General features: G+C 48.6%; 15 protein-coding genes. 6 read left to right on the forward strand and 9 right to left on the reverse strand.

Annotated features, from left to right (window positions below):
• Positions 1 to 274: 274 nt before the first annotated feature.
• Both asnS and KWJ01_RS12305 read left to right on the forward strand, forming a co-directional pair.
• Positions 275 to 1,726: an asparagine--tRNA ligase gene (gene asnS, locus KWJ01_RS12300; RefSeq protein ID WP_224996854.1), complete on the forward strand. Its 1,452-nt coding sequence runs from the start codon at positions 275 to 277 to the stop codon at positions 1,724 to 1,726.
• A 469-nt stretch (positions 1,727 to 2,195) separates the two neighbouring features.
• Complete coding sequence (locus tag KWJ01_RS12305; RefSeq protein WP_224996747.1) at positions 2,196 to 3,248, forward strand: transporter substrate-binding domain-containing protein; 1,053 nt, start codon at positions 2,196 to 2,198, stop codon at positions 3,246 to 3,248.
• Positions 3,249 to 3,551: 303 nt separating this feature from the next.
• Here KWJ01_RS12305 and KWJ01_RS12310 read toward each other — a convergent pair whose 3' ends face one another.
• On the reverse strand, positions 3,552 to 4,664 hold the full coding sequence (locus KWJ01_RS12310; protein ID WP_224996748.1) for a BamA/TamA family outer membrane protein: 1,113 nt from the start codon (positions 4,662 to 4,664) through the stop codon (positions 3,552 to 3,554).
• A gap of 130 nt (positions 4,665 to 4,794) precedes the next feature.
• Entirely contained in the window at positions 4,795 to 5,193 is a 399-nt protein-coding gene (locus tag KWJ01_RS12315; protein ID WP_224996749.1) for a T9SS type A sorting domain-containing protein, read from the reverse strand.
• Positions 5,194 to 5,471: 278 nt separating this feature from the next.
• Between KWJ01_RS12315 and KWJ01_RS12320 the strand changes: the two genes are divergently transcribed.
• On the forward strand, positions 5,472 to 5,630 hold the full coding sequence (locus KWJ01_RS12320; protein WP_224996750.1) for a YqaE/Pmp3 family membrane protein: 159 nt from the start codon (positions 5,472 to 5,474) through the stop codon (positions 5,628 to 5,630).
• Positions 5,631 to 5,646: 16 nt separating this feature from the next.
• Here the strand turns inward: KWJ01_RS12320 and KWJ01_RS12325 are convergent, their stop codons facing one another.
• Complete coding sequence (locus KWJ01_RS12325) at positions 5,647 to 6,759, reverse strand: DNA topoisomerase IB (protein ID WP_224996751.1); 1,113 nt, start codon at positions 6,757 to 6,759, stop codon at positions 5,647 to 5,649.
• A 137-nt stretch (positions 6,760 to 6,896) separates the two neighbouring features.
• Between KWJ01_RS12325 and KWJ01_RS12330 the strand changes: the two genes are divergently transcribed.
• From KWJ01_RS12330 to KWJ01_RS12340, 3 genes are all read left to right on the forward strand, one after another.
• On the forward strand, positions 6,897 to 7,484 hold the full coding sequence (locus tag KWJ01_RS12330; protein WP_224996752.1) for a type 1 glutamine amidotransferase domain-containing protein: 588 nt from the start codon (positions 6,897 to 6,899) through the stop codon (positions 7,482 to 7,484).
• A 115-nt stretch (positions 7,485 to 7,599) separates the two neighbouring features.
• Positions 7,600 to 8,517, forward strand: a complete 918-nt coding sequence (locus KWJ01_RS12335; RefSeq protein WP_224996753.1) for an alpha/beta fold hydrolase — start codon at positions 7,600 to 7,602, stop codon at positions 8,515 to 8,517.
• 484 nt (positions 8,518 to 9,001) lie between these two features.
• Positions 9,002 to 11,317, forward strand: a complete 2,316-nt coding sequence (locus KWJ01_RS12340) for a glycosyltransferase (RefSeq protein ID WP_224996754.1) — start codon at positions 9,002 to 9,004, stop codon at positions 11,315 to 11,317.
• Positions 11,318 to 11,367: 50 nt separating this feature from the next.
• On the opposite strand, the gene prfB is transcribed toward KWJ01_RS12340, so the two are convergent.
• The 6 genes from prfB to KWJ01_RS12370 form a co-directional block, all read right to left on the reverse strand.
• A protein-coding gene (gene prfB / locus KWJ01_RS12345) for a peptide chain release factor 2 (RefSeq protein WP_224996755.1) occupies positions 11,368 to 12,460 on the reverse strand; the annotation gives its coding sequence in 2 pieces (ribosomal slippage) (positions 11,368 to 12,399 and positions 12,401 to 12,460; 1,092 coding nt in all).
• 283 nt (positions 12,461 to 12,743) lie between these two features.
• On the reverse strand, positions 12,744 to 13,808 hold the full coding sequence (locus KWJ01_RS12350) for a branched-chain amino acid aminotransferase (protein ID WP_224996756.1): 1,065 nt from the start codon (positions 13,806 to 13,808) through the stop codon (positions 12,744 to 12,746).
• A gap of 99 nt (positions 13,809 to 13,907) precedes the next feature.
• Positions 13,908 to 14,465, reverse strand: a complete 558-nt coding sequence (locus KWJ01_RS12355; RefSeq protein ID WP_224996757.1) for a cob(I)yrinic acid a,c-diamide adenosyltransferase — start codon at positions 14,463 to 14,465, stop codon at positions 13,908 to 13,910.
• Positions 14,466 to 14,477: 12 nt separating this feature from the next.
• Positions 14,478 to 15,197 (reverse strand): ABC transporter ATP-binding protein, encoded by a 720-nt coding sequence (locus KWJ01_RS12360; RefSeq protein WP_224996758.1) that lies wholly within the window; start codon positions 15,195 to 15,197, stop codon positions 14,478 to 14,480.
• Between the two features lie 157 nt (positions 15,198 to 15,354).
• Positions 15,355 to 15,597 (reverse strand): hypothetical protein, encoded by a 243-nt coding sequence (locus KWJ01_RS12365; protein ID WP_061987840.1) that lies wholly within the window; start codon positions 15,595 to 15,597, stop codon positions 15,355 to 15,357.
• A gap of 167 nt (positions 15,598 to 15,764) precedes the next feature.
• Positions 15,765 to 18,767 carry a lipopolysaccharide assembly protein LapB gene (locus KWJ01_RS12370; protein WP_224996759.1) on the reverse strand — a complete coding sequence of 1,001 codons (3,003 nt, stop codon included), beginning with the start codon at positions 18,765 to 18,767 and terminating at the stop codon, positions 15,765 to 15,767.
• Between the last annotated feature and the right edge of the window lie 6 nt (positions 18,768 to 18,773).

Below are 18,773 nucleotides of genomic sequence, written 5' to 3' on the forward strand. Positions count from 1 at the left end.
ACGAGCCCTTCTATATTATCTTCTCTGCTAGTTGGTAAAATTATGAAATTTCCTGACTCTCTCTCGCACAATGTATTTTTGCTTTGTGGCTATGTACTAAAAAACTTAGCTCTAAACAGGCGTTCAGCGCTACTTCTTAGCTATATATCCTGATTTTAAACTATCTATGGCTACCTTGTGCTTTTTATATTATAACGAATCAGCAACGCTAAGTTTTCTGAATTATTCAAAGCTTTAGTAATATTGCAACAAGAGAAATAACATCGTGGAAGAGATAAAGTCTAGCAAACGCACAGAAATAGTGAAATTGCTGCAGGGACAGCAAACCGGCCAGCAGGTAACTGCCATGGGCTGGGTACGTAACAAGCGCGAAGGCAAAAACGTGTTTTTCGTTACCTTAAATGACGGATCCTGCCTGCAAAGCCTGCAGGTAGTCGTAGATCCTACCACTACATCCGATGAGGTACTGCGAAAAATTAGTGTTGGCGCAGCATTATCAGTCAATGGAACCCTTGTTGCCTCACAGGGCAAAGGGCAGAGCGTGGAGTTGCAGGCAAATGAGGTGGTAGTGCTGGGTGAGGCTGATCCGGAAAAATATCCTATTCAGCCTAAAAAACATTCGCTGGAGTTTCTTCGCGAGAAAGCGCACCTGCGCATGCGTACCAATACCTTTGGTGCGGTATTCCGCATTCGCCACCACCTGCAGTTTGCTGTTCACCAGTTCTTTAACCAGGAGGGTTTCTTTAACCTGCATACGCCCATTATTACAGCCTCAGATGCAGAGGGTGCCGGCGAAATGTTTCAGGTAACTACTCTTGATCTGAAAAACCCGCCCCGCACCGAAGAGGGCGAAATAGATTTTAAAAAGGATTTCTTTGAGCGTTCTACTAACCTTACCGTAAGCGGACAGCTCGAAGGCGAGCTTGGCGCAACGGCGCTTGGTAAAATATATACCTTTGGCCCTACCTTCAGGGCAGAAAACTCAAACACCAGCCGCCACCTGGCCGAGTTCTGGATGATTGAGCCCGAGGTAGCTTTCTACGAGCTGGAAGATAACATGGACCTGGCCGAGCGCATGCTGAAGTATGTGATCCGCTACGCCCTGGAGCACTGTGCTGAAGACCTGGAGTTTTTAGCCCAGCGTGCCGCCGAAGAAGAAAAGCAAAAGCCACAGAACGAACGTAGTGAAATGGGCCTGCTGGAGCGCCTGCAGTTTGTGCTGGAGCATCCCTTTGAGCGCCTTAGCTATACCGAGGCCATAGAAATTCTGCGCAATTCGCAGCACAACCGCAAAAAGAAATTCCAGTACCTCATAGAAGAGTGGGGTGCTGATCTGCAAAGTGAGCACGAGCGTTACCTGGTAGAGAAGCACTTCAAAAAGCCGGTTATACTTTATAACTACCCGGCAGCCATTAAAGCCTTTTACATGCGCCTGAACGAAGATGGCAACACCGTACGGGCAATGGATATTCTCTTCCCAGGCATTGGCGAAATTGTAGGTGGTTCGCAGCGCGAAGAGCGTTACGACGAGCTGAAAGAACGTGCCGCAGCCTTTGGCATAGAGCCGGAAGCACTCTGGTGGTACCTGGAAACCCGCAGGTTTGGTACCGTGCCCCACAGCGGCTTTGGTCTGGGCTTTGAGCGCCTCATGCTGTTCGTTACCGGCATGACCAACATCCGCGATGTGATCCCCTTCCCTCGCTTCCCGGGCAGTGCGGAGTTCTGATCTTAGAAGAAAGAAGATCGACATTAGACGAAAGACAATGGACTGCAGCGGCGGACCGCAAAAGAAGAGCACTGGCTGAAAGGCTGGTGCTTTTTTTGTGCGCCGCCTGTAATGCAACTCTGATGTAGGTGGGACTGAAACAAACAGAATACTTTTCAGCTTTTTTAGGTCAGATACAGCATTAAATCAGGAATCCGGGCTGCAATTCTGTGCTGAGGCATCATATTTTTATGATGCCTGCTGCTCTTTGTGATTAGCTGGAACAATCGGGCTGGGAAGCGTGGCAACCTCTTGTGCGCCCTTGATCAAAGCAGCAGCTACTGAACATTGATTGAAGTCCTGGCTTCTCAGTTATCGTCCCACTAACAGCCTTAGTGATTGCTGCTATCTCTGGATGGCAGATTTTTCAACCTTAATTGTTATGCGTGTAAACTGTTTTTTACTTTTTATCAAGCTGCTTTTGCTCCTCATGTTTTCAGCGACTGCTTATGGGCAATCAGATACCACTGCAGGAGCACAGTTTAAACGGGAACTTATTATAGGCCTGCATCCACAGCCCCCTTATATTATTAAAGGTGAGAATGGCACCTGGGATGGTATCAGTATTCGCTTGTGGCGGGCCGTAGCGGAAAATCTAAAGATTACCTACCGCTATATGGAAATAGCACCCGATGATGCCCCCGCCGCACTGCAGCAGGGAAAGATAGACTTGTTGCTGCAGGGCGATGTTACTGCCGAAGCCGATGCGCTTATAGACTTTAGCCACTTTTACCATACCGCCGAAATGGGAGTTGCAACAGCTAAGTTTGGAGGTATTTCATCTATCACAAAAGCCTTTTTCAACAAGCGTTTCTGGGTGATTACTGCTATGCTGTCTGTTTTGCTGCTCATTGTTGGGTCGATCATTTATCTGGTAGAGCGCGGCCAGAATGAAGACCATTTCGGAGGCGACCGCTCGATTTTAGAAGGAATCGGCTCTGGCTTTTGGTGGGCGGGGGTAACCATGACAACCATTGGCTATGGCGATAAGGCACCTGTTACTCCATTGGGGCGTGCCGTTGCCCTGCTCTGGATGCTGGTTGCCATGGCTGTAACAGCGGTACTTACTGCCTCACTTGTTTCGGTGGTTATGGGAAGCTCTGGTAAGGATCAGGTTAAGGTTCCTGGCGACCTGCGTGATATGGAAGTAGCAGCAGTAGAAGGATCCGGGGCTGCCCGCTACCTGGAGCAGGAGAGAATCTCCTACCAAAAATTTCAGGACCTGCAGGAGGCGCTGCATGCAGTTAATAAAAATGAACTGGATGCTGTTTTGCATAATGTGCCCGTTTTAAGGTATACTATAAATAACAGCTCCAGCCTTAGGCTGCAGGTGCAAGCTGTAGGCATAGATCCTCATTATTTTGCCTTGGGCTTCAAGGAAGACAGCCCTTTAAGAGAACCGCTAAACCATGCGCTGCTCCGCATCATCAATACTCCCCTGTGGCAGCAGGAGCTGGATCGTTTTATACCTGATATCGAGTAGTAGCCCTGCTTTGCTTTAAAGTAGACCGGCAGCTTTACACCAGAAGCCTGCATATAAAAAAGCACCGCTGGAACAACGGTGCTTTTAGAGGAGAGAGTATGTGAAGGTGTAAAGAGGGGATAAGATTTGGTTGCACAACCCTTACCAGCCGTTAACTTCTTTGCACCTGTGATCAGGCATGTTTAAAGGAGTAGTAATCAGATGTAAATGCCCTGATCTTGATACTCAACAATCTGTATCTGCCATCAAGACGTTGCCTGCCAGGCATATGGTTGGAAGGGGTGCTGAATAATTTAAATATTTTCAAAAAGCCTCTGTTATTTCCAGGTAAAAGCCGCTGGTATCCTTGCCCCAGCCGTAGTCCAGCCTGATGTTTACACGCTCCGACTTGTTCACCAGGAAGCGCAGTCCCAGGCCATATGAAGGTTTTATTTCATCCAGGTTGAAGGCATCAAGAGATGGGGCTACTTTTCCCAGGCCGGCAAAGGCCACAGCACCAATGCGCCAGAAGAGCGGGGCCCTGTATTCGGCCTGTGCTGTCAGGTGCTGCCTGTCGCGGTAGCGGCCTTCGTAATAGCCGCGCATCATTCTATCGCCACCCAGGGCTGGTAGCTCCAGGAATGGAACCTCTCCGCTGGTAAGGTTGGCAATACCCTGCAGTGCCAGTACATGCTTTTTCTTATTGAGGGTGTAGTACTTGCGGGCATCTATGTTATACCTGGAGTAGCGGTACTCACTGCCGAAAAAAGATGCATTAAAAGTAGTGCTCACCTCCAGGAAGGCGCCTTTTGCAGGATTTACCACAACATCTCGGGTATCATAAGCGGCTACCAGGCCTAATCCGGATGCCCTGTATCCGTTCCAGCCGCTAGGTTTTGTGGTTTCCAGAAGCCCTTCGGCCACAGGCACCACATCATACACCTGGTAGTAATTCCATTGCGGACCGGCAAAAATAGCTGGTGTTAGTTTTTTCATAAACTTGTTCTCCAGCCTGAAAAGCGTGTAATCTACCAGCTCTTCGTTTTCCTGCGGTAAGTTGTTGCCTATGCCATAGTAAAACTGTGGAAAACTAAAATAACCCAGGTTACCCTGTAGGGTGTAGCGGTCCTGCTTAAAGAAAATGGTGTAGCGCGGCGATATCAGCAGTTGCTTGTTAATGGTGTAGAGCACATAAGCCTGTATGTTAGATGTGCGGGTAAGGGTATCGGCTCCGCGGGGTTTAAACAGGTGCATGCCCAGTGCTCCAAAACCCAGGCGCGTTTCCGGAGAGTAGTAAAGCACCGGCAGTACTACCCAGCTGCCCTTTTGTTTAACAGCAGTGGTGTCTGTGTCTGTAGAGGGGTTGTCTGCCCTGGCCTGTAGCGAAAGGCATACAGCCAGCAGCACTATAACTAAAACGGCCAGGCGGCTTTGCATAAGGGGTTGATATTGCTATGGTTGAGTGAGTGTGTTAGCAGGGCAGGCTAAACCGGGTGAAAAAAAAAGACCTGATCAACATCAGGTCTTTGCAATATCTTAAATATTTTAATTATTTCTTCAAAAAGCATTATTTTTTCAGGAACCGGTAAGCCCGCTTATAGGAACTGTTCTCATCCTTAAGCGTGAGGAAATAGTAACCCGGGCGCAGATCCTTTACATAAATCTTATACCGGTTATTTCCAATGGGCTCGCTGCGTATTTCAAAGGTATTGCCAATGATGTTGTTCAGCTCAAAGCTAACGTTTATAAGGTCCTGGCTATTAATTTCTACAACCAGGTACTCTACAGCAGGGTTAGGGAAAAGCTTTACATCGCTTCGTGGATCTATCACCCTGTCGCCGGAGAATGCAAATTCTTTTGGCGTATTATATGCAGGTGTGCCGGAGCCGGAACGAACCTGCGCCTGAACACCGCTGCCAGCGATCATATATATGGCAAATAATAAAAGGATGTACAATTGTTTCATACGCGCAGACGTTAATAAGCCGTGCTCTTTTTTTGTAAATGAAGCAAAAATTGCACCAGATTTAAATCAAATTTATTTAAGCGGGCAAATATTTTGTTTCAGTGGTGTAAAAAAGCATAAGTGCAATGCACTAAAGTAAATATTGCAACGTTTATGCCAATTTCTTAAATAAATATACGGCAATAAATGGAACGGGGAGGCCATATCTGTGGAAAAAAACAAAATTTATCTGCTCCCGTACTAAATAGTATGGATTTTTAGACTAAAATTTTGTAACCATGACATTTTTAGAAATCATACTTGCCATTTTTTTTCCGCCCCTGGCAGTTGGGCTTCGTTATGGCCTTGGAAGTAAATTTTTGTTAAACGTGATATTAACAGTTATTGGCATTGTGCCCGGCATTATACATGCATTTGTGGTGCTAAGTCGCCGGTAATAAAAAAGCGCCTTTATCAGGCGCTTTTTTTATGCGGTTTGTCTTTGATAACACTGGGGCCGGCAAGGTTATTTTTATCGATGATCTCTATGGTTACTTCATGCTCCTTTTGCTGTTTTTCCAGCACCTTTAGCGTTATTTGCTCTTCAGGCCGCAAGCCATAGGGGCCCTGGTCTGTGGTTTTGAACCGGCGCAGACTCTGTAATAAGTAGCCGTTGTCAATACTATCGAGCACACAGGGGTGAATGTAGTACTCTCGGCACACAGCTTCGGTATTGCCCAAGCGTTCTGCTACTTTTTTTACCAGGGTGGGCGTTAATTCCCGCTTTGGGTTTTCAGTAACAGCCTCTATGGCCTCTTCCAGTCGCTCCACAGCAGTTACAGTGCCTCCCCAGGTACGGAAATTCTTGCTGCTGAAATTCTCGCCGCTTATCTCTTTCAAATAGTCATTTACATCGCCGCTGTCTACAGGCTGTCCTGCAAGTTCACCCTCCTGGTAACGGAACAGCTCATAGCCTGGCAGCTCGCTGGATTCTTTGATGAGCTTAACCAGTCTTTTATTATCAATCTTTACCCTTTGCTCCACACCATGCTTGGCTTTATAGGTAAAAACAGCTTCGCCATCTTCAAGCGAAAGATGCTTGCGGCGCAGGGTGGTAAGTCCGTAAGTGTTATTTTCCTTCAGGTACTCCTTATTGCCGATCCGTACATGGGTTTCATCCAGTACCGACACCACCAATGCCAGTATTTTTTCTTTGGGCCAGCCCTTTTTTCTTAGGTCTTTGGCAATATGCTCCCGAATGCGGGGCAGTGCATGGCCAAATTCTATCATTTTATCAAACTTGTGGCGGCTGCGGTACTCCTGCCACAGCGGGTGGTACAGGTATTGTTTGCGGCCTTTTTCATCGTAGCCTGTTACCTGTAAGTGCCCATTTTTGCGCTTGCAGATCCATACGTCTTCCCACATGGGTGGTATCACCAGGGTTTTTAGCCTTTCCTTAAGTTCGTCTTTTGAGATCCGCTTACCTGCCGGATCGAAATACTGATGGCCCCGGCCCCATTTTTTTCTACGGTAGCCAGGTTCTTCATCAGTAACATATATAAGTTTAACGTTTTTCGCCTCTTCCATTCGGTCATCTCTAAATGACTATCTCATACGCCAGATCTATCCTCAGGTTTGTATTTTTTTAAGGATTATTCATAAACAATGGTACTGCTAACCCGTAGATCTTTATAGTGAATAATTTAAGATCAACTTTAAAGACAATGGAAAATAATTTAAATGGGAAAAAGGTTGCTATACTGGTGGCCAATGGATTTGAACAAGTAGAATATACCAAGCCCAAAGAAGCACTTGAAAAAGCAGGAGCAAAGGTTGAGACAATTAGCCTGAAGGAAGGTAAGGTAAAAGGATGGCAGCATGACCACTGGGGAGATGAGTTCCCGGTAGATCGCACTGTAGACAGTGTTAAGCCTGATGACTATGACGGACTGGTGCTGCCTGGCGGACAAATGAACCCCGACAATCTTAGGGATAATGAAAAGGCTGTAGATTTTGTGAAGGGCTTCTTTACCAATGAAAAGCCGGTAGCAGCCATATGCCACGGGCCCTGGGTGCTGGTAGAGGCCGATGTAGTGGAAGGCCGTTCCATGACCTCGTATTCATCCATTAAAACAGACCTTATCAATGCCGGTGCCATCTGGAAAGACCAGGAAGTAGTGGTAGATGGTGGTTTGGTAACCAGCCGAAACCCTGACGATATACCTGCCTTCTGCGAAAGCATGGTAGAAGTAATAAGCAAAGGTATCTCTGCAGGTAAAAATGCCGTAAATAAAGCCAATGCCCAAATGTAAACGGGCAACGCATTAAAAATGCGTCTGTTAAGCATATAAGAGAAAAGCTATTTACCGGTTGGTGAATAGCTTTTTTTAATTGTCATAGATAAGCATATACCTTATATTTGTATGCATGCATAATAATTCAGCACAAAGTACTCCTCTGGGGCAATCGGTTTATGTGCAGGTAGGTGAGCAGCGGCTGCACCTGATGCGCATGTGTGGAGATGAAAAAGGAGCACCTGTTTTTATGGTGCATGGTTCCATTGAAAATGGAGGTATCTTCTATTCGGGATCGGGAAAAGGTTTGGCCCCCTGGCTGGCTTCAAGGGGGTTTGATGTATATGTAGCCGATCTTAGGGGGCGTGGTAAAAGCACACCCAGGGTAGATGGCAGTGCCAAATGGGGCTTGCGTGAGATCCTGGAGCAGGATTTTCCTGCTATGCTGCAGGAAATTGTAAAACTGCGCGGAACTGTGCCCCAGCACTGGGTTGGCCACTCCTGGGGAGGAGTGCTGGCCCTGGCATTTTTAGGCCGCTGGCAGGCCCCTGCACCGGTAGCTTCTCTCTCATTTTTTGGTACCAAGCGCCACCTGGGAGTCTGGAACCTGAAAAAAATGCTAATGGTAGACGGTGCATGGTCTTCTATGGGCGAAGCACTTACACGTTTCTATGGATATTTGCCTGCTCAAAAGTGGGGAATGGGTTCTGATGATGAATCTGCACGCTCTTACCGCGAAACGCACCGCTGGGTAGTGGAAAAGCAATGGCTGGATCCTGAAGATGGATTTGATTACGGCAACGCGCTGAAAAAACAGGCACTGCCTCCGGCACTTTACCTGACCGGTGCCGATGATAAAGTACTCGGTAACGCGGTAGATGTACACCGGCTTATGCTGGAAACCGGAGTTGATCAGGAAAACCAGCTGATTGTAGCTGGTAAGTCTGCCGGTTTCAGGCATGATTACGGGCATATAAACCTGCTCACCCATCCCGATGCTCCCGAAGATGTTTTTCCGCTGCTGGAAGACTGGCTGCGCCAGCACAGTTAAGTAGGTTAAATAGTGGCCCCGGTATAAACACTGTGTGCTTAGGATAGACAGCCCGACACCTTTTTTCTGCTATATTGTTAACATGCTGCTGAATTAGCAGATAGCTATTAATTTTTTATTCAGAAAGTATGCATTTTTTTAGCAGTTTTTTAAGCCTTAGTTTTTAAATTAACGTATAAGGTTTTACTCTGAAATTGTTGCTCCGTCTTCTTGTGGTGGCGAAGAAATATTGATAAAATAGTAATAATTATACTGAATACTATCTTAAAAAAATGTGATCTTTGTTGCACATATTTTTAAGAGACCAGTGTAAACAAAACAGGACCGGCTTTGTATTGAGAATATAGATTTATTCTCTGATATAAAGCAGAAGTCTACGGCCGGGTGTAGCTCCGGCAGCTAACGTTTACCAGAGGGCTTTAGCAGCTCATACAGGTTGCCAACCAGGGTATCGAGGAGTAGCTTTAACCATTTTTTTATATAGATGATACTTTTTCTAAGCGCGTATCCTCCCCGGGAGTATGGGGTGGCTTCGTATTCTTACCATCTTATTCAGGCTCTGAAGGAACATTTCGATTCAAGAAGCCTTGCAGTTGAAGTTTGTGCGCTGGAGGGAGAAGAGGAGGCTTACCGACAGTATTCAGATGATGTGCGCTATGTACTCAACACCTCAGATAGGGCTGCATGCAGAGAAATGGCTCATATTATCAATGGTGATCCCAGCATACAGGCTGTATGTATCCAGCACAGGTTTGGCCTGTGGGGCGGTAATCACTGGGGCGATAACATCCTGGACTTTCTGGAGGTAATTGACAAGCCCCTGGCAGTTGTGCTGCATAATGTGCTGCCGGAACCCGATGCCGAACTCCGGCATGTGGTTAAGGAGATCAGCAAGCATGCCGATTTGCTGATTACACCAACAAAACATCATGCTTCTCTGCTTGGTGAGCATTACCAGGTGCCGGATGAGCAGATCAGGGTTGTTTTGCCGGGTGCTCCTGTTGTTTCACCCTACAATAAAGAATCTCTCAAAGAGAAACACCAGCTGTCTGGTAAACTGGTGCTTGCCTCTTCGGGCCTGCTGCGTCGTAGTAAGGGCATCGAGCATGTTCTGAATGCGCTGGAAATTATAAGAGAAACCTATCCGGATGTAGTTTACCTGATACTGGGCGAAACGCATCCCACGGCCTACCGCTACGAAGGAGATCGCTACCGCATTCAGCTTAAAGACCTTATCTTCCGGAAAAAACTGCAAAAACACGTTCGTTTTGTAAACCGGTTCCTGAGCCAGGAAGAACTGCTGGAGTATATGTGCATGTCTGATGTGTACATACATAACAGCAGAAATAACCTTAGCAGCCTGGCCATGGCCCTGAGCAGCGGTAATACTGTACTGGCAGAAGATACGCCTGCCGTAGCAGAATTGCTGCAGATCAATGCCTCAAATGGCACCATGATTAACCTGAAATGCCCTGAAGCAATTGCAGCAACCGTAACGAATCTGTTGGAAGAGCCTAAGCCAGAGACTGGCGGTAAGCTGCCCGTTGTGTCGGCTGGCCATCCTCTCCTGTGGCCAAACACAGCACTTGCGTACCAGAAAATATTTGGAGAGCTTGTGCCGCTGCATACACACTACAAGCTGCCCGAGCTAAAGCCGGATCACCTCTACAGGTTAACCACCTCAATTGGTCTGCTTCACATAGATCTGCACGATCATCTGCTGGCACAGCAGGGCTATCTGTTAAAAGATAATGCAAAAGCCCTGGTTGCTACCCTGCTCTGGTATCGTTACGATGCAGAAAATGAACTGTTGCTGCTGATGCTCATGCGCCGCTTCCTGAATGTAATCCGGAAGTGCCAGCAGCCCGACGGTAGCTTTATTAACCAGCTGGATGATGGCGGCGATTATGTGCCCGAGCACAACAGGCAACTAACAGAAGAAAGCAGCATGCAGGCCATGTGGGCCCTGGCAACGCTTATTGAAAGGCAGGAGGAGCTGCCGGCTGACCTGACCAGCCTTGCCCAGCGTTTGTTCAACAGGGCACTACCGCATGTTACCTGGGTCTCTGCCCTTAAGGCCTCTGCTTATGCGATAAAAGCCCTCTATTTATACAATAAGGTGCATAAGAGTGCTTCTATTATTAGCCTACTGAGTGCAAAGGCAAACTGCTTACAAACCTTTTTTGATACCAATGCAGGCGCAGATCACGCCTGGTTTGAAAAAGAATTGGGTACTGAAAACGGCCTGCTGCCGGAAGCAATGCTTATGACCTGGATGGCTACGGGGGAGCAGGTGTACAAAAATACCGCCTACCGTTCTTTCAGGTTCCTGGTAGAGCGTTTGTTTAGCAAGGTACCGGCGAATGCAGCACAGGATATGGCCCTGAAGGTAATAAACGAAGAGCAGTTTACTTTTAACAGTGAGCCGCTGGAGGTAAGCCAGACTATTCTGATGCTGAACCTTTTTTATCAGCAAACCGGCGAACAGCAGTACCTGGAGAAAATGTATGCTGCCTTTAGCTGGTTTATGGGTAATAACTGCCTGCGGCATGCGCTTTACAATCCTGCAAATGGCGGCTGTTACGATGGGCTGAAGCATGGAAAACCCAGCAGTCACCAGGGAGCAGAGAGCCAGGTAAGCTATTTGCTTTCACGTTTAACACTTGAAAAATATACTATGCAACTACCGGCAAGGCCTAAAGAAGTGCAGGAAACTGCTATTGCAAATGTACGGGGAGTACCTGTAGCGCCAGACAGGCCAAGTATGCCCTCAGGGCAGGTTAAAGTTATAGCAAATTAATTAAAAGAAGAGCCCCGTGAAAACGGGGCTCTTCTTTTAATCAGCCGCATTTAATTACTCTCCGGCTCTTCCTGCATCAGGTACGCCTTGATATAATCATTCAGATCGCCATCCAGCACGGCCTGAACATCTGTACGTTCCACACCTGTGCGGGCATCTTTAATAAGCTTATAGGGGTGCAGCACATAGTTTCGGATCTGAGATCCAAAGTCGATACGCTTTTTGGTGCTCTCTACCTTGTCGCGCTCTGCATTGCGCTTCTCAATCTCAAGCTGATATAGGCGTGATTTCAGCATTTGCAGCGCTTTTTCGCGGTTCTGGTGCTGTGAGCGCTCTTGCTGGCACTCTACAACCAGGCCGGAAGGGGCATGGCGTACACGCACGGCTGTTTCTACCTTGTTCACGTTCTGACCGCCGGCACCACCGGAGCGAAAGGTATCCCAGCTTAAGTCGGCCGGGTTTATCTCTATCTGAATGGTGTCGTCGATAACGGGATAGGAAAAAACCGAAGCAAAAGAGGTGTGGCGGCGGGCGTTGCTATCGAAAGGCGAGATGCGCACCAGGCGGTGTACGCCAATCTCTGATTTAAGGTAGCCATAGGCAAATTCACCTTCAAACTCCAGCGTAACAGATTTGATACCGGCTGTTTCGCCCTGCTGCAGGTTTACCTCCCTTACCTTATAGCCGTTTTTTTCGCCCCACATAATGTACATACGCATGAGCATGCTGGCCCAATCCTGGCTTTCTGTACCACCGGCGCCGGAGTTTATCTCCAGCATGGCGTTGAGCTGGTCTTCCTCGCCGCTTAGCATTTTCCGGAATTCAACATCTTCCAGTGCTTTGAGTAATTTTGCGTGCTCTTTGTCTATTTCTGCTTCGGAGCCCTCTCCGGCTTCCAGAAATTCCCAAAGGGTAGCCATATCGTCGTAAATAGCCTGTACCTGCTCATAAGAGTTGGTCCAGGCCTTACGGCTTCGGATTTCCCGCATAATGCGCTCGGCTTCCTCGGGATCGTCCCAAAAGCCGGGCTGGGTGCTCATGCTCTCAAAATCTTCTATCTCTTGTTTCTTGGTATCGTAGTCAAAGATACCTCCTTAAGGCCGAGATGCGGGCCTTCACGTCTTTGAGCTGTTCAGCAGTCATTTTAGTGAATGTTATATATGTTGTATGCGGTATATAGTATATGGAAGAACAGGACCGGGAGTTTCTCTTAACCTATTCTTTTTTTTTGCATTTGTAAAGGTACACAAAATGCAGGGCTATGTACAGGGGCGTATTAGAATGCCCATACAGGGTGGCCAGCTTAGAACAGCTGTTATAAAAAATCAGCACGGGCGGAAGAACCGGGCCGTGCTGATTTTATGTATGGTGATGTAGACCGCTGGCAAAAAAAACTGGGGAGATTCTGCCAGGGGCTGTACCAGGATTATACCTTGTATACCCAGTCCCACTTATCGGCTACTTTTCCTGTTTTAATTTCGTCTAATGCGCGAAGTACACGATTAGAGAACTCGCGGTTTTCTACCGCAGGCAGTTCATAATCCTTTTCTTCATGGCCAATTGCCTTTATTTGTGCAATGGTGGCGGCAGTGCCGGTACCAAAAGCCTCCTGCAGGCGGCCTTCCTTAGCAGCATCTATTACCTCCTGAACAGCTACTTTACGTTCTTCTACCTTATAGCCCCATTCGCGGGCCAGGGTAAGCACGCTGTCGCGAGTAATGCCTGCCAGAATAGTATCGCCGGTAGGGGCGGTAATTAGGGTGTCGTCAATAATGAACATTACGTTCATGGTGCCGGATTCCTCGATAAACTGATGCGATTTTGCATCGGTCCAGAGCAGCTGGTGATAACCCTGCTGGTGGGCTTTAAGGGCGGGCAGCAGTGAAGCGGCATAGTTACCGGCTGCTTTGGCAGCGCCGGTTCCGCCGGTTGCAGCACGGCTGTACTGGGTTTCTATTTTAACCCGTACCGGCTCAGAGTAGTAAGCACCAACCGGACATGTGAAAATCATAAACTTATAGGTGTCAGACGGGCGGATGCCCAGGTAATCATCAGTAGCAAAAATAAACGGGCGGATATAGAGAGAGGTGTTCTCGTTGGCAGGCACCCAGTCCCTGTCCAGTCGCAGCAGCTCTGTCAGGCCGTTCATGAACAGTTCTTCGGGCAGCTGTGGTATACACATACGTGCGGCAGAGCGGTTCAGGCGATCGAAATTAGCACGCGGACGAAATACCAGTACATCCTTACCCTCGTTTCTGTAGGCTTTCATACCTTCGAAAACACTCTGGCCGTAGTGCAGGGCCGAGTTGGCAGGACTTAGCTGCAGCGGCTGATAAGGTAATATCTGAAGGTTCTTCCAGCTTTTGCCGTCAAAATCAGCCACAAACATATGGTCTGAAAAGACCCGACCAAAAGGGATATTATTAAAATCGACCTGGGATAAGCGACTGTTCTGAGTCTTATTGATAGAAATGTTCAGGGTATCGACCATGATGCAGAAATTTATTCCTAGAAAAAATTTAGAACTTGCCCTGCTCTATATCCGGAAATGTACCGGGTATAAGCCTGGGTAAATATAGGTACATTCCACTCAATCGGCAAGCTTTCTGGGCTGCCAGGGAACTTCTGTTGCGCCCAGCTCAAGGCTCATGCGGCGTGCCAGTACAAACAGGTAATCCGACAGGCGGTTCAGGTATGCCAGAATAATTTCATCTGCGGGCTCGTGCTCATGCAGGGCTACCACCAGGCGTTCGGCACGGCGGCAAACACAACGGGCAATGTGGCACTGCGAAACCTCTACATGGCCACCCGGTAAAATAAAATTCTGAAGGGGCGCCAGGCCCTCTTCCATTTTATCAATTTCCTGCTCCAGCTCTGTTACATCTTGAGGTGTGTAGGAGGGCAGGTGGCGGATACGCTTGCCCGGGGCAGTGGCCAGGTGAGAGCCCAGGGTAAAGAGCATTTCCTGTATTTTCTTCAGCGGCTCTTTGCGGTTGCGGTTAACCGTAAAATCACGCAGCAGGCCAATCCAGGAGTTGAGTTCATCAAGGCTGCCGTAGGCCTCCAGCCGTAGGTGGTTTTTCCCTACACGGGTACCTCCTAAAAGTGCTGTGGTGCCGGCATCGCCCGTTTTTGTGTATATCTTCACAAACTAGTGCTTTTATGAAATAAATGCGTTTTTGCTTCTAACGCGTTCTTCGTTAATCTTATCTGTTTCTACCAGGCCATCACGCATGCGAACAATACGGTGGGCATAATGGGCAATGTCATCTTCGTGTGTAACCATAATAATGGTATTGCCGCCATCGTGTAGTCTCTGGAATAACTCCATGATGTCGTAAGAAGTTTTGGTATCGAGGTTACCGGTTGGTTCGTCGGCCAGTATAATGCTGGGATCGTTTACCAGCGCACGGGCAATGGCCACACGCTGGCGTTGCCCGCCGGAAAGTTCGTTGGGTTTATGTTTGGCGCGATCTGCCAGGCCTACACTTTCCAGGGTAGCGTAGGCTTTTTCTTCGCGCTGTCTGGAACTGTAGCCGGCATAGATCAGGGGCAGTGCCACATTCTCCAGGGCTGTCTGGCGGGGCAGCAGGTTAAAAGTCTGGAATACGAAGCCTATTTCTTTATTTCTGATTTCTGCAAGAGAGCTTTCACTGAGAGAACTTACATCGTGGCCGTTCAGAATATATTGTCCGCTGGTGGGGGTGTCGAGGCAGCCAATGATATTCATGAAAGTAGATTTTCCACTACCGGAGGGCCCCATAAATGCAACATATTCGCCCCGCATTACCTCAATAGAAATTGATTTAAGTGCTTTTACTGTTTCGGTACCCATACGGTACACTTTTGAAATATCACGGGTGTGGATTACCTCTTTCATATGGTGTTGTTCTTGGGACACAAAAAAACCTTCTATAGTATATATAAAAGGTCTTAACAATTACGCAGGAAAAGAATGCTTTATCAAGTATTTTTTGATAAAAGGGGGTTAGCAAGGATTGCAGGTAAATACCATTTATATGTACTGTGTCCTTTTGTTAATTTAAGTTAGAGGCACACAGGTGCTTCAGGTATGGATTTACTTTTTTTCCCTTTAAGTAATCTATGCGCATGACCCGTCCCGTAATGGGTTCGTACCATAGTTCTACAAAATCATTTTCAATTCGGTATAGCGAGATCTCCAGCTGAAAAAATTCAGATTTGGAAACGTATACGCCCTTGCTGAGAATAAGCTTGGCTTTCTCATCGAGGCTAAGTTTATCAAAATCTATAGGCTTCATATTAAGCTTCGTTTGGGTAGTACAAAAAATTGCATTTTAGGAGTCTCAATAGACCTCTATTGCATGCAGAACCAAAAATGGTTTACCTTTTTCTACGCAAACATCTAAGCAAGGTTAGCTTGGCAGTGCCTATATGTCAAAAATGATTGAACTGTTCCCCGGCAGGTTTACCAATTCTGCTGGCTTTCCAGTCTAGCTTTCAGACTTTCATATTCTTCCTTAAAGCTACTGAATCGGTCGGGGGCCGAAAGCTCCTGAAGTCTCTCCACTGTTTCATCGGCATACTCATCAAGGCCAATATTCAGACTTTGCAGTGCATAAGCCTCAAGCAGTGTAACAGAATAACTGTTGAGCAAAAGGGCTCTGCGCAGTATGGCATAGGCCTCTTCGGTTTGTTTTTGGGCATTCAGCAGGTGCACGGCCTGCAGAATGGCACCCTCCTCAAAAGGAGTAGCCTCTGTTACTTCTCGCAGCAATTGGAGCGCAGCTGTGGCATTTCCATCAGCCAGTTCGCGGCTGGCCCTTAACTGCAGCTGGTGCAGCGTAGGGGCCTCTCCGTTTTGTTGCCGGGCAATGCTGCCTGTGCCCAGCTGGTGCCGCAGCCGTAAGGCCCTTATGCTGTGTAGTTGCTCCGGGCTAAGCTGTGCCTGCAGCTCCTGCAGGCGTGCCAGGTAAGCCTGTGCCTGTGCCCGGTCTCCTGCTCGCAAAGAGGTTTCTGCCAGTTGTATCAGGGCATCTGCGCGGGCAGGTGTTTCGCTAATGGTGCTTAGGAGTGCATCTGTTTCAGCAGGAATTAAGGTGCCGGGCCGCAGGTGCAGTCGCAACGCGGCTATTTGCTCCTGTTGGGGTACATCTTCCAGAGATGTATTACTTACAGCCAGCAGGGCAAGGTTTTTTCGCTGCTGAAGCCGGGCTGGTAAGGTGCTGTCGGCGAGGCTTATCCATATTTCAGTGGCGGCCTCGGCCTGTCCGCTTTCGGCCAGGGCCAGTGCCCTGTAGAAGCCTGCGGTAGCATCGCCACGCATGTGGGCCTGCTCAAACCAGTCGGCTGCGAGGCGGGGTGCGCCCTGCTCCAGCGCCCACTGCCCCAGTACTTTATAATAAGTAATGTTGTTAAACTGGCTGCGGTCTGCTAAATCCTGCATTACGCCAAACGCCCTGTAATGATCGGGAAGCTGGTACAGGAGCAGCGCATAAGCCATACCCCATTGTTCCTCCAGCGCAGAATTCTTTGCCCGCTCATAACCATCGCCAACCAGCCTTACCAGACTGCTATCGGCAAGGGGGCGCTGCAGCGCATAGTTAAGCAGGTAAAGGGGAATGGCAGCAGCACTGTCGCTACCCAGCACCTGCCGGGGCGATTGTAGCTCCCGCAGCTGGTAGCCCTGGCGGTTGGCCATTGCCAGCATGTTGTTTTGCAGGGCAAGGTTGTTGGGGCTGTGCCATGCGAGCAGGCTGTCTGGTGAAAGTGCTATGCCTTTCTGCGCCAAAACGCCCAGCATATTTGCCAGTGCCACTTCCTCGCTCTTATCATCGCCTGCGGCTGCACGTAAAAAGTAAAAGGCAGAGTCGGTAAGTTGAGTATTGCCGTAGTACAGGCCCAGGTTGTTGTAGAGGGGGCCTGCCAGCGGAAACTGCTTTACTCCCTGGCGAAGTGTAAAAAGTGCTTCAAAAAACAGGCCCTGCTCCCGGTACAGGTTAGCAAGCGTAGCATAGGCGTAAGGGCTGGGCTGGCGCTCAATGGCATCTTTGAGGTAAATGGCCGCTGGTTTAGGGTTGTTGGCCCCCAGTGCCAGGGTGGCAAGGGCATAATTTGAGCGGTGGTTCCGGATCTGGTACTGGCTGCCCAGCCTGTAATAGTTCTGTGAAGTTATCAGGTCGTTCTGGGCCGCATATAAATCCCCTATGGCATTGTAATAGCCGGCAACAGGCTGAAAATACGCCCAGTTGCCTCTTACACTGTAAAGGCCGAAGATGATGATGAGGCCGGCGAGCCTGGCTGTAAACAGCGGCATGTACTGCGGCCGGTACAGCACCCGGTATACCCGCTGGTTCTGACGTAACAGGGCATAAAAGTTAGCAAGGATGTACAGCAGCAAGGCCGCTCCCATGCCAATATGAGTGTAGAGAATGGCATCTTCCAGCGACTCCAGCAAAGGGTCGTTGGCAGTAGCCGAGGCATACGCAAGGGTGCTAAGGGTAATCATTGCCAGGGCTACATACATGATTAGCCCGTAGGGCTCTGCCTGGAGTATTGCACCCAGTGTTTCGCGGCGCAGGCGCAGCGTCCAAAGGCCGGTAATTATGCTGATGAGCAGTATCCAGTAGGGGCCAATGTAGTAAATACCCAAATCCAGGTACTGGCGATCTGTAAGGTAGTAGAAGATCAGGTTAAGCAGGTACAGGGCCGAGGCTATTGTAAAATGCCTGAGGCTGCCGGTACTGTTGGGTGTTGCAGAGGCCGTAACCAGGTACAGGATGCCTGCGATGATCTCCGGCCCCACCAGGATCATCAGCAGAAAAGAGAGGGCCAGCCAGGCTGGGATGCCGTAATTCACCACATACAGCACCGGGTTGGGCACACTTGCGCCATAACCAATTGCCAAGGTCAGCAATGCAATAAGAGCGCTAAACGCAGCAAGCCTGACCAGGAATGCCGTGTGGGTGCGAACAGCCTGGAAATAGTAGGAGAGAGGCAGGAGCAGGATAAAAACTGCAGCCGTAGCTGTATTATCAAAACGGCCCCAGCTACCCAGCTGCTCCAGGCGCAGGAGCACAACCACCCCACAAAAGGCGGTAACGCCAGCCAGGTACCAAAGGCGGCTAAAAGTGGTGAGGCAGGCTAAGATTATAGCAAGCCCCAGCAGAAATACAGTAAGGCTTATGGCTGCTGCTGTGGTGTTGATCTGCAGCGGACCACCCCAGTAGATTTGTTTTACCACCCAGGTATCTACCAGTACCTGAACATCCTGCAGGGGGTGCTGCCAGGCCTGCAGGGGTACCTGCAGTTGTTCCAGGGCAGGGGTCAGGATCCATTCTACAACAAACTCTGTTCCGTAAATGTAGGAGACTACAAAATAAATAATGCTGCCGGCCAGCATGGCCAACAGCACAATAAATAATATCCGGTATGGCTTCTGCCAATTGTTCCAGTAAGCGAATTGCAGCATAGTAAG

This window comes from Cesiribacter sp. SM1, from assembly GCF_020178975.1.
In the GTDB taxonomy this organism is placed as follows: Bacteria; Bacteroidota; Bacteroidia; order Cytophagales; family Cyclobacteriaceae; genus Cesiribacter.